Origin of the sequence: Winogradskyella pacifica, from assembly GCF_003386275.1 — a bacterium.
Classification (GTDB): domain Bacteria; phylum Bacteroidota; class Bacteroidia; order Flavobacteriales; family Flavobacteriaceae; genus Winogradskyella; species Winogradskyella pacifica.
Genome location: NZ_QREI01000005.1, coordinates 209,906 through 229,317, shown reverse-complemented (window position 1 = coordinate 229,317; position 19,412 = coordinate 209,906). Strand labels below are relative to the sequence as shown.

Annotated in this window: 20 protein-coding genes; all 20 read right to left on the bottom strand. The window is 32.3% G+C overall.

The window, feature by feature from the left end; genetic code table 11:
- Positions 1-2: 2 nt before the first annotated feature.
- The 20 genes from DFQ09_RS12170 to DFQ09_RS12075 all read right to left on the bottom strand — a co-directional run bounded on the left by DFQ09_RS12170 (position 3) and on the right by DFQ09_RS12075 (position 19,318).
- The gene (locus DFQ09_RS12170; protein WP_115810700.1) at positions 3-1,547 is read right to left on the bottom strand and encodes a phytoene desaturase family protein; all 1,545 of its coding nucleotides are present in this window, start codon (positions 1,545-1,547) and stop codon (positions 3-5) included.
- Between the two features lie 2 nt (positions 1,548-1,549).
- Positions 1,550-5,230: an MMPL family transporter gene (locus DFQ09_RS12165; protein ID WP_115810698.1), complete on the bottom strand. Its 3,681-nt coding sequence runs from the start codon at positions 5,228-5,230 to the stop codon at positions 1,550-1,552.
- Complete coding sequence (locus DFQ09_RS12160; protein WP_115810696.1) at positions 5,223-6,419, bottom strand: DUF2062 domain-containing protein; 1,197 nt, start codon at positions 6,417-6,419, stop codon at positions 5,223-5,225. The genes DFQ09_RS12165 and DFQ09_RS12160 overlap by 8 nt, the downstream gene beginning before the upstream one ends.
- A 39-nt stretch (positions 6,420-6,458) precedes the next feature.
- Complete coding sequence (locus DFQ09_RS12155; protein ID WP_115810694.1) at positions 6,459-6,830, bottom strand: 3-hydroxyacyl-ACP dehydratase; 372 nt, start codon at positions 6,828-6,830, stop codon at positions 6,459-6,461.
- Positions 6,831-6,834: 4 nt separating this feature from the next.
- Positions 6,835-7,437 carry a porin family protein gene (locus DFQ09_RS12150; RefSeq protein WP_115810692.1) on the bottom strand — a complete coding sequence of 201 codons (603 nt, stop codon included), beginning with the start codon at positions 7,435-7,437 and terminating at the stop codon, positions 6,835-6,837.
- 70 nt (positions 7,438-7,507) lie between these two features.
- Complete coding sequence (locus DFQ09_RS12145; protein ID WP_115810690.1) at positions 7,508-8,140, bottom strand: hypothetical protein; 633 nt, start codon at positions 8,138-8,140, stop codon at positions 7,508-7,510.
- The gene (locus DFQ09_RS12140; RefSeq protein ID WP_115810688.1) at positions 8,118-8,744 is read right to left on the bottom strand and encodes a LolA family protein; all 627 of its coding nucleotides are present in this window, start codon (positions 8,742-8,744) and stop codon (positions 8,118-8,120) included. Before DFQ09_RS12140 ends, DFQ09_RS12145 begins: the two co-directional genes overlap by 23 nt.
- Positions 8,737-9,513 carry a polysaccharide deacetylase family protein gene (locus DFQ09_RS12135; RefSeq protein ID WP_115810686.1) on the bottom strand — a complete coding sequence of 259 codons (777 nt, stop codon included), beginning with the start codon at positions 9,511-9,513 and terminating at the stop codon, positions 8,737-8,739. The genes DFQ09_RS12140 and DFQ09_RS12135 overlap by 8 nt, the downstream gene beginning before the upstream one ends.
- Positions 9,507-10,535, bottom strand: coding sequence for a beta-ketoacyl synthase chain length factor (locus DFQ09_RS12130; RefSeq protein ID WP_115810684.1), 1,029 nt, complete (start codon positions 10,533-10,535; stop codon positions 9,507-9,509). Before DFQ09_RS12130 ends, DFQ09_RS12135 begins: the two co-directional genes overlap by 7 nt.
- Positions 10,535-11,728, bottom strand: coding sequence for a beta-ketoacyl-[acyl-carrier-protein] synthase family protein (locus DFQ09_RS12125; protein WP_115810682.1), 1,194 nt, complete (start codon positions 11,726-11,728; stop codon positions 10,535-10,537). The genes DFQ09_RS12130 and DFQ09_RS12125 overlap by 1 nt, the downstream gene beginning before the upstream one ends.
- 1 nt (position 11,729) lies before the next feature.
- Positions 11,730-11,987 carry a phosphopantetheine-binding protein gene (locus tag DFQ09_RS12120; protein WP_092465725.1) on the bottom strand — a complete coding sequence of 86 codons (258 nt, stop codon included), beginning with the start codon at positions 11,985-11,987 and terminating at the stop codon, positions 11,730-11,732.
- On the bottom strand, positions 11,987-12,610 hold the full coding sequence (locus DFQ09_RS12115) for a 3-oxoacyl-ACP synthase (RefSeq protein ID WP_115810680.1): 624 nt from the start codon (positions 12,608-12,610) through the stop codon (positions 11,987-11,989). The genes DFQ09_RS12120 and DFQ09_RS12115 overlap by 1 nt, the downstream gene beginning before the upstream one ends.
- Positions 12,607-13,737 (bottom strand): beta-ketoacyl synthase N-terminal-like domain-containing protein, encoded by a 1,131-nt coding sequence (locus tag DFQ09_RS12110; protein WP_115810678.1) that lies wholly within the window; start codon positions 13,735-13,737, stop codon positions 12,607-12,609. The genes DFQ09_RS12115 and DFQ09_RS12110 overlap by 4 nt, the downstream gene beginning before the upstream one ends.
- Positions 13,738-13,743: 6 nt before the next feature.
- Entirely contained in the window at positions 13,744-14,190 is a 447-nt protein-coding gene (locus DFQ09_RS12105) for an acyl-CoA thioesterase (protein ID WP_115810676.1), read from the bottom strand.
- A 7-nt stretch (positions 14,191-14,197) separates the two neighbouring features.
- Positions 14,198-14,635: a hypothetical protein gene (locus DFQ09_RS12100; RefSeq protein WP_092465721.1), complete on the bottom strand. Its 438-nt coding sequence runs from the start codon at positions 14,633-14,635 to the stop codon at positions 14,198-14,200.
- A 6-nt stretch (positions 14,636-14,641) separates the two neighbouring features.
- Entirely contained in the window at positions 14,642-15,526 is an 885-nt protein-coding gene (locus DFQ09_RS12095; RefSeq protein ID WP_020898033.1) for an LpxL/LpxP family acyltransferase, read from the bottom strand.
- Positions 15,527-15,542: 16 nt separating this feature from the next.
- On the bottom strand, positions 15,543-15,785 hold the full coding sequence (locus DFQ09_RS12090; protein WP_092465719.1) for an acyl carrier protein: 243 nt from the start codon (positions 15,783-15,785) through the stop codon (positions 15,543-15,545).
- Between the two features lie 8 nt (positions 15,786-15,793).
- Positions 15,794-17,011: a beta-ketoacyl-[acyl-carrier-protein] synthase family protein gene (locus DFQ09_RS12085; protein WP_115810674.1), complete on the bottom strand. Its 1,218-nt coding sequence runs from the start codon at positions 17,009-17,011 to the stop codon at positions 15,794-15,796.
- A gap of 12 nt (positions 17,012-17,023) precedes the next feature.
- Complete coding sequence (gene fabG / locus DFQ09_RS12080) at positions 17,024-17,755, bottom strand: 3-oxoacyl-ACP reductase FabG (RefSeq protein ID WP_092465717.1); 732 nt, start codon at positions 17,753-17,755, stop codon at positions 17,024-17,026.
- 24 nt (positions 17,756-17,779) lie between these two features.
- A complete protein-coding gene (locus DFQ09_RS12075; RefSeq protein ID WP_115810672.1) occupies positions 17,780-19,318 on the bottom strand; it encodes an HAL/PAL/TAL family ammonia-lyase in 1,539 nt (512 codons plus the stop codon).
- Positions 19,319-19,412 lie beyond the last annotated feature (94 nt).

Sequence of the window (19,412 nt, the reverse complement as noted above, 5' to 3'; positions counted from 1 at the left end):
ATTTAATTTTCGATGCTTTCTTCGGTTTTATTAGCATCCAATATTTTTTTTAGTAAAGGTTCCATTCCTACAATTTCTGAACACGTAAGAACAGCACCAATAGTAACGCCTAAAATGCCATGCATATTTAAACTTTGTCCAGTAAGAAGCAGGTTTTTTATTTTAGTCTTTGGAGAAACAAAGGAAGCTAATGGGTTATTAGCATCTTTAACATAGCCATAAATAGAACCTCTGTGAGAACCAATATAATCGCGATAAGATAATGGTGTTGAGGTGTAGATTTCTTGAATACAATCTCTAATATTTGGATATTTTTTTTCTAATTCTTGAATGAGTATTTCTGCTTTTTCAGCTTTAAATTCTTCATAGGTTTGTCCGCGATCATTTTTGTTTGCTACGGTATTAAACGTGTTTTCCCAGGCTTCCACTTCTTCATAGCGCATATAAGTCATTACGGTTAGGCTCTCGCCATACTTATCTGTTTTTTTGTTGATGCCCATGGATGCCATATAACCTTCGGGCCAAGTTTCAGCAGTGTAGTCTTGTCCGTCCCAAATTTTGTTTGCGTCTTTTATATGGTAAATATTTTTGTTTTGATATTTAAAGGTGTTCGGCTTTAAAACAATATACAGACTAAATCCAGCGATAATACTTTCAATGTTATTGATGCGCTTGGTGTAAACTTTTCTGAATTTATCTTCACCAACTAATTTTATGGTAAGCTTTGGTTCAATATTAGAAATGAATAAATCTGCCTTAATTTCTTTGCCATTTTTGGTGAAAACAGAACTGATATTTTTGTCTTCAAATCCGAATTTAACAACCTCATGATGATTAAAAGCATCACCACCATTTTCTTTTAAACGTCGGATTAATAATTTAGAAATTTGGCTACCACCATTTACACAACGATAAGCACTTTCTATATAAGAATTTATGGTTAAGGCATGTACATAAAAAGGCGTGCGATCTGCATCACCTGCATATAGATAATTGGTGCCAGCGAGTACAGCTTGTAGTTTTTTATTATCAGTAATGGAATCGATATAGTCTTTAGCTTTTAAACTAAAAATATCGGTCTTTTCATAATAAGGTTTTCCATATTTTAAACCATATAGTGGAAATTGGTCACAGATTTCTTTTAACTTATCACAATAGGTAATAATGGCTTTTTCTTCATCTGGAAATTCAATTAATAAATTCTTAATGAATCTATCATAGCCTTGCGCATGTTTGTATTCGCGATTATCGTTATCGAAAGTAATAACATCAAAACCATCTTCATCTAGTTTTTTTAGATTTAAATCATCAATAATATCGAGGTACTTAAAATATTGATAAAGATTTTGGCCTTTATTTAAGCCTCCTATATAATGGACTCCAGTGTCAAAAATAGTTTTATCGCGAACAAAGGTTTGTAAGTTACCACCATACTGATTGTTTTTTTCTAAAACACAAACACTATAGCCTTCTTTGGCTAATATATTGGCAGAAACTAAACCACCTAAACCGCTTCCTATTATAACAACATCGTAATGAGATTTCATGCTTATTTAAACTGTTTTGATAAGATAGTCATATTTTCTGTTTGGTAGGTACAATCAAAACCTAAATCGAGTGTATTTGTCGCTAACAAATGCTTACTTTCTTTTAAGAAAATGATATGATTTAAGTCTGACTGGATCATTGGTTTTAGTTGTGCTTCCGTAATGTTAGTCGCACGTATTATTAAAGTATTTGCCTTAAAAGACAATGTTTCCTCAAAAGAATCTACACAATTTATGTTACGAGAATTGGTGATAAAACTGTTTTTAACAAGTGTTCTATATTCCGTGTTTTCAATATATGAAATGATTTTTCTATCTACAGCATCTAAGGCTAATAAAAAATCAAGTTGACCAGCATCGTCAGATAAATGTATGATAGTGTCTTTTTTACCAACGGTATCTATAATTTTTTTGTAAAGCTCTTTGTTAGTGTTAATATCCTTTTTTACAGTTTTGTATAGTGCATCACCTTTATATCTATACTCATCTAAAAGGATATTGTGAAAATAGGTTGCATCTTCTCTTTCTTTTCTAAAAGCACTAAATTCTGTTCTAAAATAAGCCCCAATATGTTTGGCACGTTGTGAGTAATTGGTACTAAAACGAGAATCTTCTGGTGTAATTCTATCCAGAATTTTTAAAGTAATATGACCATCTCTTATCATGGATTCCCCTTTAGGAATGATTTCAGAATTCCCATGAATAAGTACAGGTATAATATCTAAATGAAATTGTTCTGCTAAATAAAAAGCCCCTTTATGAAAACGCTTTATTTTATTGGTTTTAGAACGTGTACCTTCTGGGAAAGCCATTAAGGTATAACCTTGTTCTACTTTTTTCTTTAAATGGTCTAGTCCATTTTCTATACCGCTTGATACTGGATAAAATCCGGCCAATTGTACGGCTTTTCCAAATACAGGTGAGTTGTAAACCCAATCATTCACCAAGAAAATAATCTTTGGATGTAGCATTCCAATGGCTAGAATATCTAAAAACGATGTGTGGTTTGCAATAATAATAGCTTGCTTTTTAAAATCTTCTTTAGGTTCATTAATCACTTTTTTAACGAGAAACAAATGGGTGTATAATACCGATTTCATGAATTTGGAAATCATAATATGAAACCATTTCATTTTTGTTTTCTTCGGAAGTGGAATGATTTTTAAAATGGTAACACTAAACAAGGATAATAGAATACCGCCTAGGCCAAAATAAGTAAATGAGACAATGGAGTAAATTAATAATCTTAATGATATTGGACGTTTAGTTTTGCTACCAATAAACAATTTAAAAAGTAAAGGTTGAAGCGTAAAAGCTATAAGTACTGCTGAGGTTATACCTATTAAGCATACTAAAGATATGGAATATAATGCAGGGTGTTTTGCGAAAATTAAAACTCCAACCCCTAAAATAGTGGTGATTACCGAAAGTAAAATAGACGTTTTATGTGTGGTTAACGATTTTTCACCTGTTCGGTATTCATGTAATAACCCGTTGGTCATAAAAATGCCATAATCAATGCCTAAACCAAAAATAAATGTAGATATGATGATATTAAAAATGTTGAATTCTAAATGAAATAATCCCATAATTCCAATGGTAACTAACCAGGTTAGACAAATTGGAATGGCTGTTACTAAAGTTAGCGATAAGCTTCTGTAAAATAAGAATAGAATAATTAGAACAACAATTAAAGAATAGCCGATTAAACTATTGAAATCGTTTTTTAGATGACCTAAAAAAGTTTCGTTCATTTGTTTTCTATCAATCACTAAAGTATGAGAATCCTTTTTAAAAGCATTCATTACGGCATTTGCTTCATCTACTTTAACTAAAGTTGTAATGGTGGTGTAATCATCTTTAGTCGTCATATAATCGTCCACCGAAAAGGTGCTTATGGCTTTGTAATCTTTACTTTCTAAGGGTTTAAATGTTGTATTTAAAAGCGTGTAAAAACGGTTAAAGGTTTCGGGTTTAAATCCTATAGCTGTTCCGCTTTCTGTAATGTTCTGTTTTGTGTTTGTAATGGTGTTTTCGGTCCAAAAGGATTGCCAGCGTTCAATTTGTTGGGTTTGTTGTTTTTTAGAATGGACAAAAGTGCTTATTGAACTGAAGTTAATGAGTTTGTTCTCTGCTTTTAAGTTTTGAAGCTTGGTTAAAATAGCATCATTAACCTGCAATGTGCTTTCTTCCGAATCACCGTAGGCGGCAATGTATATGGATTTTGAAGTGCTATTAATTAGTTTATCTAAGCGTAATTCGGCTGCCTTAATGTCTTTTGGCATGTAATTCATCTCGCTTAGGTCATTGTTAAAAATAACAGTGTTATAAGTAAAGAAACTACCAAAACACAATAGAAATAAACCAATAATAACCCATTTGTTTTTATGAATGTTGTAAGAAGCAATTTGGTCTAAAGCGGTACTTTTTTTGGATGGTTTTGTTTGCTCTTTATACACTTGAGGAATAAAAAGTAGTGCAAAAAAGGAAGAGCCAATAACGCTAACTGCAGCAAATATTCCTAAATCTTGTAAAGCTTGTGAGTTGATAAATAATAAACATAAAAATGCTAAAGCCGTAGTTAAACTGCTCATTAAAATAGGTTTCGAAATTTCTTGATACAAGTGTTTTACATTAGTGTTACTTCTAATGTGTGTGAGAATGTGTAAGGAATAATCTAGTGTAACACCTAATAAAACCGAACCAATCCCTAGAGAAATGGCGGATATTTTTTCGCGGATTAAAAAAAGCAGTGCAATAGCTAAAAGTCCACCAAAAATGGTTGGTATAAATAATATAATTGGGACGGTTATTTTTTTATAGAAAAGTATAAATATGAGTAAAAGTACGGTTAACGCAATACCTACAGTAAGCTGAATATCACTTTTTATTTGATTGGCATTAGCGACAGCAATGAGTGTTCCGCCAAAATATTCGGCACTTGCTTTATTTGTAAAAGCATTGTTTAGTTTGGAGTTGGTATTGTATAAGTTTTTTACAAATTGGGTGTTTTTAGCCGTTTCATTAGAACCTAAAGCAGGTGTGATAAATAACAGAATATGCTGTTTGTCTTTACTCACTAAGAAGCCGTTTTGTAAGGTGAAATCCTCACCAAAACTTAACTCTTGTAGTTTTTTTAAAGCAATAAATGATAAGCCTAAAGGATCTTTTAGAATAAAATCTTTAGTAACAATACCTGATGGTGAAATTAACGTTTTGTAATTTTTTAAGGTAATGGCAGCAATACTATCTTTTTGAATTTTGTTAGCAATAGTGCTATAATCTGCTTCATTTAGAAAAAGCGGTAAATTATCATATATAAAACTGGCTGTTTTCTGAATTTCATGGTCATCAATTTGTCCTTGAATTTGTTTTATATAAGGACTAGAAGAGGTGTTGATGCTATCAATAAACTGTGATGCATATTGCGTTAAATCTTCAACAGAACCATCGGTGCCTTTGGTAATATTTACAATGATTTTATCGGTAAAGTTGGCGTTTTTTAAAACCTTCTGCAGTTCCGCATTTTCTGCATTAGTAGGAATTAGTTTCGTGATATCTTCTTCAAATTCAATTTTAGAAGCAATGAATACTAAGCCCAATAGTAAAAATCCTAAAATGCAAAAGCCAAACCATTTTCTGGCATTAAAATAATGATATATGTTATAAAAGATATTATGCATTGGTTGCGGTTACATTTTTCTTTCTAAAAAGCAGAAAAAGAAAATAGCTAAATGTTCCTGAGGATAAAGCAGCTAATGTTGCTAAAGCAAAACTTCCAACTATATAAGATTTTACATGTTTTAAAACCTCGAAACCTGCTATGATTTCATTGATATCAAATGTTACATTTTCGCCCAATATAAAATTTCCTAATTGAAAACTCGTAAGAATAATAAAAGGAATAAAAGGAGGAAGGCTTACGTTTGAAAAAACAAAAGCAATTGTTTTATTCAACTTAAAAAGCAAAGCTAAAAAAATAACGGTAATGGTTTGAATACCCCAAAGCGGAGAAATACCTATAAAAACACCTAAAGCTATGGATAATGCTTTTTTTTGAGGGGAATCGTTACTACCGATAATATCTTCGGTTATAAAACGCTTAAATCCTTTTTTTTTTAATTTCCTGAAAAAATCACGAGGTTTTATATAGAGTAAAGTTAGAATGACGAGCCAGGTGTTTAATATGCTTATTCGTGTGAAATCTTTGAAGGGTCTAAAGTGAGATACACGTTCATCTTCATCATATAACACTTCAATTGGAATGTTTTTTACAACAGTACCAGACCAAGCTGCTTTTACAATGACTTCTATTTCAAATTCAAATTTTGAAGTATAGAATTTCAAGTTTTTTAGATGCTGAATAGGGTAGAGTCTAAAACCCGATTGAGTGTCTTGTAGTTTAATGCCGGTTTCTGCCCAATACCAAAAATTAGAAAATTTATTACCAAAACTACTTTTCTTTGGAACACTTTTTTGGCTCATATTTCTGGCACCAATAAGTAAGAGGTTTTTGTCCTCAGAGGCTTCAAGTGCCTCAATAAATACAGGGATATCTTCAGGGAAATGTTGCCCATCAGAATCTATAGTTATTGCATATACATAACCTAAACTTTCAGCATGTTTAAATGCAGCACGCAATGCTTTACCTTTACCTTTGTTTTCTTCAAAATGAATTTGTTCTAGTTGAGAATAGTCTTCAAGAATTTTCGATGTTGTATCTGTTGAACCATCATTTACAACTATAATGTTTTCGGTATAATTTAAAACGCCTTCAATAACACGTTTTAAGGTTTTAGGGTTGTTGAAGGTTGGTATAATTACACAACACTGTAAGCTGTTCAGTTTATGATGTGAGGTAATATCCTTCATTTTTGTTATTGAGAATTGTGTCTAAGATTAGGTTAATTCTTAGTTTTTGATAAATGTGCCATTGTATTTTAACGCAATAGTACCATCTGTAAATTTAGTGATATTTTTAAGTTTAACCCTGTTGTTATCTTCTATAATAGAAAGCTCTAAAATGAGTTCGGCATTACTATTTGGGTTAATTAAAGCCGTGAATTTTATGTTAGATATCGTCTGTAAGAATAAAGAGTTATTAACATGATCTTGAGTGATTTCTTTAATGGTTTGAATCATACACACACCAGGTGTTATTGGATTACCTGGAAAGTGACCATTAAAAACATCGTGATCCTTATTCAGTTTAATAGTCACATGAATTGTGACTGTATCAACAACAGTTGTTTTTAATACCGTATAAAAACCCTTAATTAGCATCGATTTATAATTTGAATTGATAACCTACACTTAGTTGAATAACGTTATTTAATATTAAGTCACTAACGTCTGTAGTTTCATAACCGTTACCCGTATCTACATTTCTACCTAATAAATCTGTTATACCTTGTTTGTAACCAATAGACATTACTAGTCCATTGCCAATATCATAACCTATGGCACCAGCTATAGCAATATCAACTTTTTGAGGATTATTTACATTTTTATGACTTAATAAAATATCAATCACAGGTGCAATTTGAAAATTAAGTCCACTATTACTAATATAAAATTTGTTGTTTACAGGTATGGATAAATAATTGAGCTCTATAGATTGTGTTCCATCAAAGCCAAAATTTTTGTACTCACTTCCTTGTTTAGAATATAGTACTTCGGGTTGAAGGGTGTAAAAACGTGCAAATTTAAAAGATAAGGTAGCTCCTATATGAAATGTGGTTATTTTTTCGCTGCGGATACCTCCATTCTCCTCGAGATTGCTTAATCCAGCAATGTTCATACCTGCTTTTATTCCTGGTTTAATTTCTACTTGCGCATTGATAAATGTACACGACAATAATGTGATTAAGATAATAGTTAGGTGTTTCATAGTGATTTAGATTGATTAGGTAAGACACAAAAATGAGGAAATATCTTATGAATAGAAAAGAATATAGTATTTATTCTTTGTGATTTAAATAAGTTAAATCAATTTGAATTGGTGCAGTTATATGCTCAATTTTAATATGTTCTGCGATCGTCTTTTTTACATTAGAAAAGGATATGATAACCTTTTCTTTGGAATGTGTAGTGTTTATAATTTTGGTGAGTTGCTGTGATTGCTGATTGATTAGGTAATGATTAAATCGTTTTTGGGTCTTCGATTGGTAAATTATATTTCCATCATTATTAGTGAAAGCTTTATTGATTGTATTGTGCTCTTGTGTTAAAGTTTGAAAGTCTCTTTTAAGCGTGTTGATTATGATTTTTCGATCTAACTCTTTCATAATGAAATGTGTTTTCATCTCATTATTTATCAATTCAAAGTCGAATATTTTATTACCAAAATTGGTGGTAAATACAATACGGTGATTCTTTTCTTTTATTTTTTTGATAATTAAAATACCGCCAAAATCGTTATTGTAAGCTTTAATTTTTGCTTTATAAACATAGTCTGTATTGGTGTTTGCAAAATAAGGATTTGAAAATGCTGTAGCCTTAGCATCATATTCCGAAAGCCCTTTTACGGTTGGAATTGCACAAGATGTAAAAAGGAAAAGACTACAGAGATTAATTATTAAAAACCGCTTCATCTAAAGTTGTGTTTCGAGTTTTATTCTTAAAAACAATTTTGGTGTAATCTTCAGAGGGTTCTATCATTTTTACTTCAGTGACATCGCTGGTTTTTATATCAAATTTTAATTCGAATTTAGCAATGAATTGAAGCATGTTTTCATCCTTCGGAATAAATTTTATTAAATAATAATCATTCACTTTAAAATAGGAAATATCAAAGGCGTTATCATCAAACATATTGCCCTTCACGCTATTGGTAATAAGGTTATTTAGACCTCTAAACATTTTATTAGATCCAATATCTATTTTGCTTTTATCTCCTTCATCATCAATAAATAACTTGTCGTCTTTAAAAATAACACTGTATTTATATGGTGATGTATATTCCCATTTTATGAGACCAGGAACTTTAAAAGCCAGTTTTCCTTGGGTTTCAACGTCATTGCTTAAAAAACTGAGATGTTTGTATTGTACAAAATCACTAACAATCGTTTTTGTATTACGATCTAATTCTGCTACAGCCGATTTAAACGTGTTTATTTCGTTTGTAGTTAGTGTTTTTTGTGCACTAGAGATTTGAATTCCGATACCTAAAAAAAGAAAAAAGTAAATATTACGCATAAGCTTCTATATTGAATAAAGTATCTATTGTTACAGATTGATAATTGTTCTTTTGCAAAAATAACAACAATTGTTCCAAAACACGTACTGTGATATTTTGTGAGTCGTGCAATAAAATGACAGCTCCTGGTGTGATGTTTTTAGTAATTCTGTTTAAGATGTTTTGTTCGTTATCTTTTACCGTATCTAACGATCGTATGTTCCAGCCTATAACTTTGTGTTTAGTGTGTTTTATGGCTTTTGTAATTGCAGGATTTGTAACACCATATGGTGGACGAAATAATATCATTTCTTTATTTATAATAGAAGCCACTAAAGCATTGGTTGTTTCAATTTCATCAATCACTTTTTGTTTCCCATAGAAATCAAAAATTTCAGAATGGGAATAGGTGTGATTCCCAACGGTGTGTCCTTCTGTTATAATTTGTTGTACCAGTTTTGGTTGTTGTTCTATATGTTTACCAATACAGAAAAAAGTAGCTTTGGCATGGTAGGCTTTGAGTAAGTCTAAAACTTGTGGTGTGAATTCAGCATTTGGACCATCGTCAAAAGTAATGGCAACATGTTTTTTATTACAAGTTTTATTGAAATTATAAGCGTCTAGATGGTAGTTCCAAGTGATATTAAAACTGCCTATAATTGTAAAGATTAACCAACCTACAAAAACTAAAATAAATACGAAAACAGGGATAGAAACAAAAGTGCTAATTATTAGCAATCCAATAAAAAGCACAAGCGTAATACGGTTTATGTTTTTAAAGTTTAACATGATGTTAGTAAGGTGAAACTATGTTGATGCCCTTTTAGTTGGTTATAAAGTAGAATGTTTTTATAGTTCGATTTTTTAATAGTATTTAGCTTTAAAACTTCAGGAATATGTTGATGTTTTATAATATTAGCAGCAGTCCAGAAGCCAAATGCAGAAGCCGTAAAAAACTCACCACAAAGATGCTTATAATGCAATTGAGGCGTGGATTTAAAACTTGAATCTTGAAGTGTTTGATATAATTCATCAAAAGCATCACCATTTTTCCCGAGTACTATAGCGTCAATATCTTTGGTTGTTAAAGCATATTCTTTTAAGAAATCTTCAACTTTAGTTTTAATAGTTTTAGGTGTTGCTTTATTAAAAATTTTAAGCCCTTTTATAGCGGCAAAACTATTATTCTGTTTGGATTGGGATAAGCTAAAAAAATGAGCTCCTTCTCCAAAAGGTGTGGTTATGGGATGCTTTTCTGCTGTTTCAGCAAGGATAATATCGTTAATAAGGTATTTTCCTAATTCATCGGTACCGCCAACTAAAACCGTTTTGGCTTCATTTTCATGTAACAAGAGTTGTCCATCTAAAACCGCGGATTCAAATGAGGCAGCACCTTGCACATAGGTTACATTATAGCCTTTACATTTTAAAGTTAATGCAATTTGAGCACCGACCGTATTATGTGTAGATTGAATAAACGAAGTGGGCGTTAAAAACTCTTCATCGTTGTCGAGTATGGCATTTAGGAATTTTTCAGAATCTTCTATACAACCAATACCTGTGCCTGTAATAATAGCGTCGGGTGTTTCTAGTTCTGCTAATGCTAACGCTTTTTTTGCGGCAGCAATTCCCATTTTTACACCAGTTGCCATACGTCTACTCGCAATTGGGCTTATAAATGATTTATAATTAGGGTGAATCGCTTTTGCTAGTTGTCCTTCAAAAGAAATTGTGTTTTCTAAAAAGCTAGAATTGTCTAAGGTGTCTTGTGCCGAAATTGAAACCGCACTATTTATATAACAAGGTTTCATTAGTTTTTAGAAAATATAAGGGTTGAACAATTGCCGCCAAAACCAAATGAATTAGAAAGAACGTAATTTATAGTTTTTTTAGTGACTTCGGTTATGGGAACCATTTGGAGTTCAGGAATCACTGTTTTAAAATTGAGATTCGGGAACATCACGTTATTCTGAAGGGCTAAAATAGAGTAAACAGCTTCTATCGCTCCTGCGGCAGCTAATGTATGCCCCGTAAAGGCTTTAGTAGAACTGAAATCAGGAACCGAATCTCCATAGATACGTTTTATGGCTTTGCCTTCCGATAAATCGTTGTTAGGTGTAGCGGTACCGTGTGCGTTAATATAATTGATGTCTTCCGGATTGATTTCTGCAATCTTTAATGCTTTAGACATCGCTAAAAAAGCACCTTCACCATTTTCTGATGAAGCCGTTTGATGAAAAGCATCATTTGCATTACCATAACCTGCTAAATACCCTAAAACAGTTTTGTTGTCTTGTTTAACAACAGCATCAGATTCTAGTACTAAATACGCTGCTGCTTCCCCTAAATTTAAGCCTTTCCTGTTGGCGTCAAAAGGTGTACAATCGGTGTCCGATAAAATCATTAGCGTTTTAAACCCGTTGATTGTAAATTTTGCTAAACCATCCGTTCCACCAACAATTACGCGGTCTAATTGTCCCGATTTTATAAGTCGAGCACCAAGCATTATAGCATTTGCGGCAGAGGAACATGCGGTACTAATGGTTGATGTAAAATCTGTGATGCCTAAAAGTGCTGCAATTTTTTCGGTACTATCTACAGCGTGATGACTGTTGATTAACGTTCTAGTTTCCGCGTTGTAATTTTGGAAATGTTTTTCCGTTAAGTCCATACCACCAACACTTGTTGCGGATATTAAACCTGTTCTAAATGCGTCAATAGTATCGATTTTAGCGTGTTTTACGGCTTGTTGTGCAGCAATGCAGCCTAATAATGCGGTTCTTGAATAGTTGTGATTTTCATTTAGATGAAGGCTTTTGGCAAGTTCTGCATTGGTTTGTAAAACTTCCCCAACCTTAATTTTATTTTTATGTCGTGTGTCTATATTTACAATAGGTGCAATGCCTTTTTTAGAATTCAAAAGCGCATGCAAATTCGCTTCTACAGTAGTTCCTATAGAAGATATAATTCCCATTCCTGTTATGGCAACACGATTTTTAAGCATTTTATTTAGTGCGGTGTTTTGCAATATAAGTCGCTAAGACTTCCACAGAAACAAACACAGCTTTACCTTCGTTTGGATCCGTTAATTTAATACCGTAATCTTTATCTAACATTACAATAAGTTCTAAAGCATCAATAGAATCTAATCCTAAACCATCTCCAAATAATGTATCATCATCCGCAATATCTTCAACCGTAAAATCTTCTAAGTTTAATTGCTCAATAATACTTTCTTTAAGTTCTTTTTTTAATGCGTCCATTAATTTTGAGTATATATGTTTTTAATAATTTCTTTTGAATAGTTATAAGATCCTTCTTCTGCCACAAGATACATAAATGCATCATAATTATTGTTGTCCACATCGACCCAACCACAAAGAATATGACTACTTTTTCTATTTATAATTAGGCTTGAGGCATAGTGCTCTATAAGTGTTTCATTGAATTTTTCGGAAACAAAAAAAGCATTTTCTCCTTTTATTTGATGCCGAATACTGATTTCGCCAATCATAATATTGGCTAAGGTATAAACAAATACAGCAGGACTAGGGAAGTAATTGTCTTTGTCATTAATGGTATCCTGATGATTTCTGTCTGTGTCTAAACTAGAAGCTTTATTGGAAAGTACAATACCTGTGTTTTTTATAATTTCAGAATCAAGTTTTGCTGCTTCAAAAAGAAATTCTGAAGTCAAAAAAGCCAGTTTACATAGGTTATCCATTTTAAAAAACTTAGGATAAGCCAATTGCTTTTCTTTATAGATTTGTTTTGCAAAATCAGAAAACGAGAGGTCTTTATCTTTCGTTATAATCGATTTTCCGTTTAAAGAAATCGCATTATTCTTTATATGGCAATAAGCTATGGTCTTTAACTGCTTTTTCATTGTTCCACTTTTTTAAAGATTACAGCAGTATTGCAGCCTCCAAATCCAGAAGCGGTTTTTATAAAAGTCTTTAGTTCTTTTTTAGTGTTGTTTTCAATAATATTTAGAGGCATAGTAACTCCTAATTCGTCCATGCCTAAAGATTTGTATAGCATGTTGTTTTTTAAGGAATGAATTCCCACAATGGCTTCTAACAAACCAGAAGCCCCTAAAGTATGACCATAATACCCTTTTAAACTATTTAAAGGTGTTTTTTCTAATTTTGCTCTGTTAAAAGCAATCGCTTCCATCTCGTCATTAAATGCCGTAGCAGTTCCATGTGCCGAAATATAATCTATGGATTCTGGTTTTATATTAGCCTCTTTTAAAGCGGAAATGATACTCAAATATAAACCTTCGCCAGTTCTGCTAGGTCCTGAAATATGGTTAGCATCATTACAAGAGCCATCTCCTATAATTTGAATGGCTTCACTTTCTGATGTATCCGTAGTAATAGCAACGGAAGCTGCGGCATCGCCTATGGAAATGCCAGTTCTGTGTTTTGAAAAGGGTTGACAAGGTTTTTTGCTAATGGCTTGAAAAGATTGGAAACCGGATAAGGTAAATTCTGAAACTATATCGCCACCCACAACAAAAGCATTATCATAATAGTCATTTTGAAGGAATCGTTTTGCTACTGCTATGGCTAAAATTCCCGAAACACAAGCATTGGATATGATGATAGGTTCGGTTTTAAATCCGAAAAATTCTTTAATTTTATTTCCTAATACAGGTAAGTAAGCGCGTTCTGGTTCAAAATTATTGTTTAAAGCGTCAATATTGCCTTTTGTTGTAGCAATGATTAAAGCTGTTTTATCTGAAATTGAAAATGCAGCCTGAGAAATGGTGTCTTGTAAGGACAAAATCATCATTTTCTCTAATTTTGTATAAATCTTAGAATCTCCTATTTTACTAAATGCGTCGTCTAATTTTTTATGGTCAATAATAGAAGCATAACATGGTGACGTACTAATGTTGTTATGTAAAGTAATCCCTGATTGTTCTTTAGCGATTGCAGAAACATTAGTTTCAGAATCAAACCCAAGAGGAGAAATTATTGTATTTGCAGTGATAAAGACGTCTTTCATATTAATTTATAAAAGCTTATTTTTTGCTTTCCAGGCTTCAAAAAAGGGGGGAAGCGTTAGTGATAAATCATTGTTATCATTTACAAAAACTTGAATAGTTTCACCTGTGCAAACCGTTTTTCCATCTTCGTTTAAAATTTTATATCTAAAGATAAGTTTTGCCGCAGGTGTATTTATATAAGTGGTTTCTACAGTTGCAATATCTCCATACTGCAAAGGTAATTTGTGCTCACAACTCGATTTTATAATTGGAGATACATAGCCTTCAGCTTTAGTATCTAAATAAGAAATGCCATGTTTTCTTCCAAAAGCCTCACGTCCATCTTCAAAATAATGAAGATAATAGCCATGCCAAACAATACCTAAAGCATCTGTTTCATTGAAACGTACTCTAATGTCGTGAGAAACCTTTAAAGATGTTTCAGAAGTATTATCATTTTTTCTAGAGGCCATTATAGACTTAATTTTTTAAAACTGTTTTCATTTGAGCTGTTACAATCACTTCGCCATTTAATGTCGTTGTACCTTGTACTAAAGTGACTCCCATAATTTCTTGTAATATTTCAACTTCAGTTTCTATTTGCATGTTTACTTTTGGAAGCTTCTCGATTGTTACACTTTTTATAGCTCCAATATAGCCTTCTGGCGCAGGAATATTATTGATGTAAAAATGATAACCGGTATATAGTGCTACAGTTTGTGCTATGTGTTCTATAAGTCCCGGTTCTGTTAAAAATCCATTCTGAACAAACATATTATCTTCAGTTACTGTTAGCCCTGAAATAACTTTAGATTCTTCAAAATATAGTAGTGAATCTACCATAACAATAGGTGCACGTTGCGGAATTAATTTTAAAATTAAATCTTGATCCGTAATAGGCTCTTTAAGTAAATTCATGATGTGTTAATCTTTTAAATCGTTCCAGAAATCAAAATAATTAAACCATTGCAAAGGATATTTTTTTAACATCCACTCTAAGCTTTCGGTATAGGATTTTAGCAATGCCATTTGGTCACGTTGTTTTACATCTGCTATTCTAGCGTATAAGTGATAACGTGTTGTGGTTTCTTTCATTACATACACAAAAATTACTGGTACTTTTAGTCGTGATCCTAAAAGAAAAGGGCCTGCTGGAAATAGTGCTTCTTGGCCAAATAAATTATGTGATAATGATTTTGATGGCTTTACGTAACGATCTCCAGTAATGCAAATGATTTCATTTCGAGATAAGGCTGCGTTTATTTCAAAGATATGCGATAAATCATCTTTAATGATTATAAATTTAATGTTAGATTTTGTTGTAACACTTTCTAAATAAGCTTTAATGTCTCCGTGTTCGGAATCTGTTGTTAACAAACTGATGGTAACATCTTCTTCCAATTCATTTAAAAAATACTCAGCAATTTCAAAATTACCAACGTGAGCGCTAATTAAAATACCTCCATTTTTAGATTTTAAAACCGTGTCTAAATGATCAATACCATCAAAATTATAAGTGAATTTATTTCTTAATCCTGAAGAAATAGCAATCTTATCTATAATCGTTTGTCCGAAAACAAAATAACTTTTATAGATACTTACAATGCTTTTAAATCTTGAATATTGACGTCTTTTTCGGAAATAATAATAAATAGACTTTGTGCTGTTCTTAGCAAAAAAGCAGAAATAAAAAGCTACAAAAATTAGTACAAAATAAGCGGTTCGCAAACCAAGCTTTTTGATACAAAAAACAAAAATTTTATATCCTAAGACTGAACCTCTAGACTTGCCTTCCCATTCCGTAGCCATTCAATTTTAGTAAAATTTAGCTTAATTTATTTTCGATAAGATCGTAGAAATCTTGAAGTGTAAGAATATTAATGAAATCTTCACCAACTAGTTTTACACCAAAATTAGCCTCAACAGCAACTACCAAATCAACAAAATCTAAACTATCTAGTTCTAGTGCTTCTTTTAAATTAGCTTCAGGTGAAAGATCTTCTGCTTCAACTTCAAATTCGTCTATAAGAAAGTCGTTTATTTTTTCAATAATAACCTCTTTATTCATAATGGGGACTATAATTTTTTTATTATTAGGGCTGAATTTGTTCCTCCAAATCCGAAGGAATTGGACAAAAATACATCAATTTTTTTATCTAGAGTTTTGCTAACTAAATTTAATTTAATGGCGTCTTCATCAGGGTTTTCTAAATTGATATTTGGTGCAATAAATGAATGTTGCATCATTAGCATTGAGTAGATAACTTCACTCGCTCCTGCCATCCAACACTCATGGCCAGTCATGGATTTTGTAGAACTTACATAGGGTCCGTTTTCTCCAAAAACATCAAATATGGCTTTTGCCTCATTGGCATCTCCAACGGGAGTAGAGGTAGCATGTGCGTTTACGTAATCTATACTGCTAATAGGAATATTAGCTTGCTCTATTGCTTTTTTCATTGCTCTAGACGGACCATCTACATTAGGTGTAGAAATATGTTCTCCATTAGATGAAAAACCATAACCGATGACTTCACCTAAAATTGGTGCACCGCGTTTTACAGCAGATTCATAGCTCTCTAAAACAAGTGTGGCTCCTCCGCCACTTGGAATTAGACCATCACGATTTTTGTCAAAAGGTTTAGAGGCTTTTCTGGGTTGCGCTTCATTTGCAGAAAACACACCTAAACCATCGAAACTTCCCATAGCTAATTCGTTAATTTCTTGTGCTCCACCACAGATTATACAATCTTGAAGGCCGCTTTTTATAAGCTGATAGGCCATTCCAATAGCATGAGACCCACTTGCGCAAGCAGCGCTAATAGTAAAATTAATACCTTTAAGTTTAAATATGGTTGAGAGATTCATGGTGATTGAAGAGTTCATACCTTTAAAAATAGATCCTGAACCTACTAACGTGGTATCTTTTTTCTCTCTGATAATATCAACAGCTTCAATTACAGATTTTGCAGTACTGTCATTTCCGTAAATAATACCAACTTCATTAGCGTCTAAAAATTCTTGGGTAATGTTAGCGTTTTTTAAGGCTTCTATCGTTGCCATGTAGGCGTAAGTGCCTTCTTCTCCTAAGCTAATACGCTGCCTTCTCGTTAAAAGCTTTTTTAGTTGCGGCTCTTTTACCATGCCTGTTAGGCAAGAGCGATAACCAAAAGGTTTGCGTTTTTCATCGAAAACAATTCCAGACGTTCCATTATATAGCGATGTTTTGACTTCTTCTAAATTTTCGCCTATGCAGGAATATATACCCATACCTGTTATTACAACTCTTCCCATTTGGTAATTTATTTAAGAGTAAATACCTCCATTAATATTAATAACTTCTCCTGTAATATAAGATGCTTTTTTCGATGCTAAAAAAGAGACTAGATGTGCGACTTCTTCGGGATCACCAAAACGATTTGCAGGCACTAATTTTTTAAGTTCTTTTTCGTTTAAATCGCTTGTCATGTCTGTTTTAATAAATCCAGGAGCAACTGCATTGACCGTTATATTACGTTTTGCAATTTCTTGAGCCAAAGCTTTAGTCGCAGCAATTACGGCACCTTTTGCTGCAGAATAATTGGTCTGTCCAGGTGTGCCTTTTAAACCCGATAATGATACGATGTTTATAATTCGACCATATTTTTGGACTAGCATTTTCTGAATTAAATGGTTGGTGACATTAAAAAAGCCATTAAGACTTGTATTGATAACGTTGTTCCAATCCTCAGGTTTCATCCACATAAATAAGCCATCTTTTGTGATGCCAGCATTGTTGACAATGACTTCAATAATAGCATCTTTATTTTTGTCTTGCCATGTGTCTAATGTAGATTGTACATCTTCTATGTCTACAACATTGAATGGTAATAACTCACCAGTTCCACCAGCTTCCTCAACTGCGTGTAAAGTTTCTAAGGCTGCTGCTTTATTGCTTTGGTAATTAATTAAAATATGATAATCCGAATCCGTTGCAAGTTGTATGCAAATTGATTTTCCGATGCCTCTAGAGCCACCTGTTATTAGTGCGCACTTCATGTATATCGATTTTTTAGTTGAGGTTTATTTTAAAAGGTTGTTTTCATGATTCATAATGAAATCTTTTACCTGATTCACATAAGGATACATTACGACATCGTCTTTGAAAGCAGGAACTATATTTCTAATAGCATCATACATTTTTTTAGTTTTTGAAGATACCTTGTCTTGTATTTCGAGATATTCAATAGCTTGTATAATAGTAATCATTTCTATGGCAACAACCTCGTATGTATTTTCAATTACTTTTTTTGTGATTAAAGCCGCGTTTGTTCCCATACTTACAATATCTTGATTGTCATTGTTATTGGGAATGCTATGCACATACATTGGGTTAGATAGCATTTGGTTTTCGGCGGTAGTTGAGGTCGCTGTAAACTGAACACCTTGCATACCAAAATTTAACCCTAATGTACCAAGGTTAACAAATGCAGGAAGGATATTATTAAGACTAGGGTTGAGTAAATAATTTAATTGACGTTCTGCCAACATACTCATTTTTGTAACGACTAATTTTAGTTTATCCATTTCTAAGGATATATAGTCTCCATGAAAATTCCCACCATGATATACATGCTGCTTTTCTACATTAACAATAGGGTTGTCGTTTGCAGAGTTTACTTCTTCAATTAAAATGTTTTCAACGCTATCTAAAGTATCTAAAACAGGTCCTAAGATTTGAGGTACGCATCGTAAAGAGTAATATTCTTGTACTTTTTCTTCAAAAACAGTAGCATCTTGCGCTTTGTTGTATAAGTGATCTTCACGTTTTTTGGTGAGTTTGCTATCACTTAAGTTTGCTCGCATTTGCTTAGCGATTTCACGTTGACCTTTATGTCTTTTTGCGTTGTTTAATTCTGATGATAAGTGATCGTCGTAAGCTTCTACAATTTCATTAATGGCAGATGAACATAAAATAGTCCAATTCAGTAACTGTCTAGCTTTAATTGTGTTTACAATGCCAATACCTGTCATTACAGAAGTGCCATTCATTAAAGCTAATCCTTCTCTTAAAACTACAGTTATTGGTTTTAAGTTTTCAATTTCAAAAACCTCTTTTGTTGATCTTAATTCATTTTTATAAAAGACTTCTCCTTCACCAATTAATACTAATGCTAAATGTGCTAGTTGTACTAAATCACCACTTGCACCAACACCACCATGTTCGTAAATTAAAGGAATGATATCACGGTTTATTAATTGAGTCATAAGTTCTATAACCGATTTATGTACACCAGAATTTCCTAAAGACAGCGTGTTGAGTCTTGCAAGCATCGCGGATTTTACATATAAAGGATGAATTGGGTTTCCTGTACCAGAAGCATGACTTCGTATTAAATTGTATTGTAGTTTTATACGATCTGTGTCAGCAATTTTGTACTGAGCCATTGGTCCAAAACCAGTATTAACACCATAGATGATTTTATTTTTAGAAAAATCTCTCAAAAAATTAAAGCTATTTTCAATGGTTTGAAAAACAGTTTCTTCTATTTCTATAGGATTATTTTCGAAAATGATTTTGTAAAAATCTTCAATACCTAAATTCCCGGTTAATTTTAGCATCTATATAGGTTGGTAATATTTAATAAAAATAATAGTTAAATAACGAAAAATGAAGTTATTTTGGGATGCAAATTTAGAATAATAAATGATTTTT

Bases quoted from the DNA above. Each gene is read 5' to 3' on its own strand.
- DFQ09_RS12170 (WP_115810700.1), bottom strand. From the start codon at position 1,547: ATGAAATCTCATTACGATGTTGTTATAATAGGAAGCGGTTTAGGTGGT.
- DFQ09_RS12165 (WP_115810698.1), bottom strand. From the start codon at position 5,230: ATGCATAATATCTTTTATAACATATATCATTATTTTAATGCCAGAAAA.
- DFQ09_RS12160 (WP_115810696.1), bottom strand. From the start codon at position 6,419: ATGAAGGATATTACCTCACATCATAAACTGAACAGCTTACAGTGTTGT.
- DFQ09_RS12155 (WP_115810694.1), bottom strand. From the start codon at position 6,830: ATGCTAATTAAGGGTTTTTATACGGTATTAAAAACAACTGTTGTTGAT.
- DFQ09_RS12150 (WP_115810692.1), bottom strand. From the start codon at position 7,437: ATGAAACACCTAACTATTATCTTAATCACATTATTGTCGTGTACATTT.
- DFQ09_RS12145 (WP_115810690.1), bottom strand. From the start codon at position 8,140: ATGAAGCGGTTTTTAATAATTAATCTCTGTAGTCTTTTCCTTTTTACA.
- DFQ09_RS12140 (WP_115810688.1), bottom strand. From the start codon at position 8,744: ATGCGTAATATTTACTTTTTTCTTTTTTTAGGTATCGGAATTCAAATC.
- DFQ09_RS12135 (WP_115810686.1), bottom strand. From the start codon at position 9,513: ATGTTAAACTTTAAAAACATAAACCGTATTACGCTTGTGCTTTTTATT.
- DFQ09_RS12130 (WP_115810684.1), bottom strand. From the start codon at position 10,535: ATGAAACCTTGTTATATAAATAGTGCGGTTTCAATTTCGGCACAAGAC.
- DFQ09_RS12125 (WP_115810682.1), bottom strand. From the start codon at position 11,728: ATGCTTAAAAATCGTGTTGCCATAACAGGAATGGGAATTATATCTTCT.
- DFQ09_RS12120 (WP_092465725.1), bottom strand. From the start codon at position 11,987: ATGGACGCATTAAAAAAAGAACTTAAAGAAAGTATTATTGAGCAATTA.
- DFQ09_RS12115 (WP_115810680.1), bottom strand. From the start codon at position 12,610: ATGAAAAAGCAGTTAAAGACCATAGCTTATTGCCATATAAAGAATAAT.
- DFQ09_RS12110 (WP_115810678.1), bottom strand. From the start codon at position 13,737: ATGAAAGACGTCTTTATCACTGCAAATACAATAATTTCTCCTCTTGGG.
- DFQ09_RS12105 (WP_115810676.1), bottom strand. From the start codon at position 14,190: ATGGCCTCTAGAAAAAATGATAATACTTCTGAAACATCTTTAAAGGTT.
- DFQ09_RS12100 (WP_092465721.1), bottom strand. From the start codon at position 14,635: ATGAATTTACTTAAAGAGCCTATTACGGATCAAGATTTAATTTTAAAA.
- DFQ09_RS12095 (WP_020898033.1), bottom strand. From the start codon at position 15,526: ATGGCTACGGAATGGGAAGGCAAGTCTAGAGGTTCAGTCTTAGGATAT.
- DFQ09_RS12090 (WP_092465719.1), bottom strand. From the start codon at position 15,785: ATGAATAAAGAGGTTATTATTGAAAAAATAAACGACTTTCTTATAGAC.
- DFQ09_RS12085 (WP_115810674.1), bottom strand. From the start codon at position 17,011: ATGGGAAGAGTTGTAATAACAGGTATGGGTATATATTCCTGCATAGGC.
- fabG (WP_092465717.1), bottom strand. From the start codon at position 17,755: ATGAAGTGCGCACTAATAACAGGTGGCTCTAGAGGCATCGGAAAATCA.
- DFQ09_RS12075 (WP_115810672.1), bottom strand. From the start codon at position 19,318: ATGCTAAAATTAACCGGGAATTTAGGTATTGAAGATTTTTACAAAATC.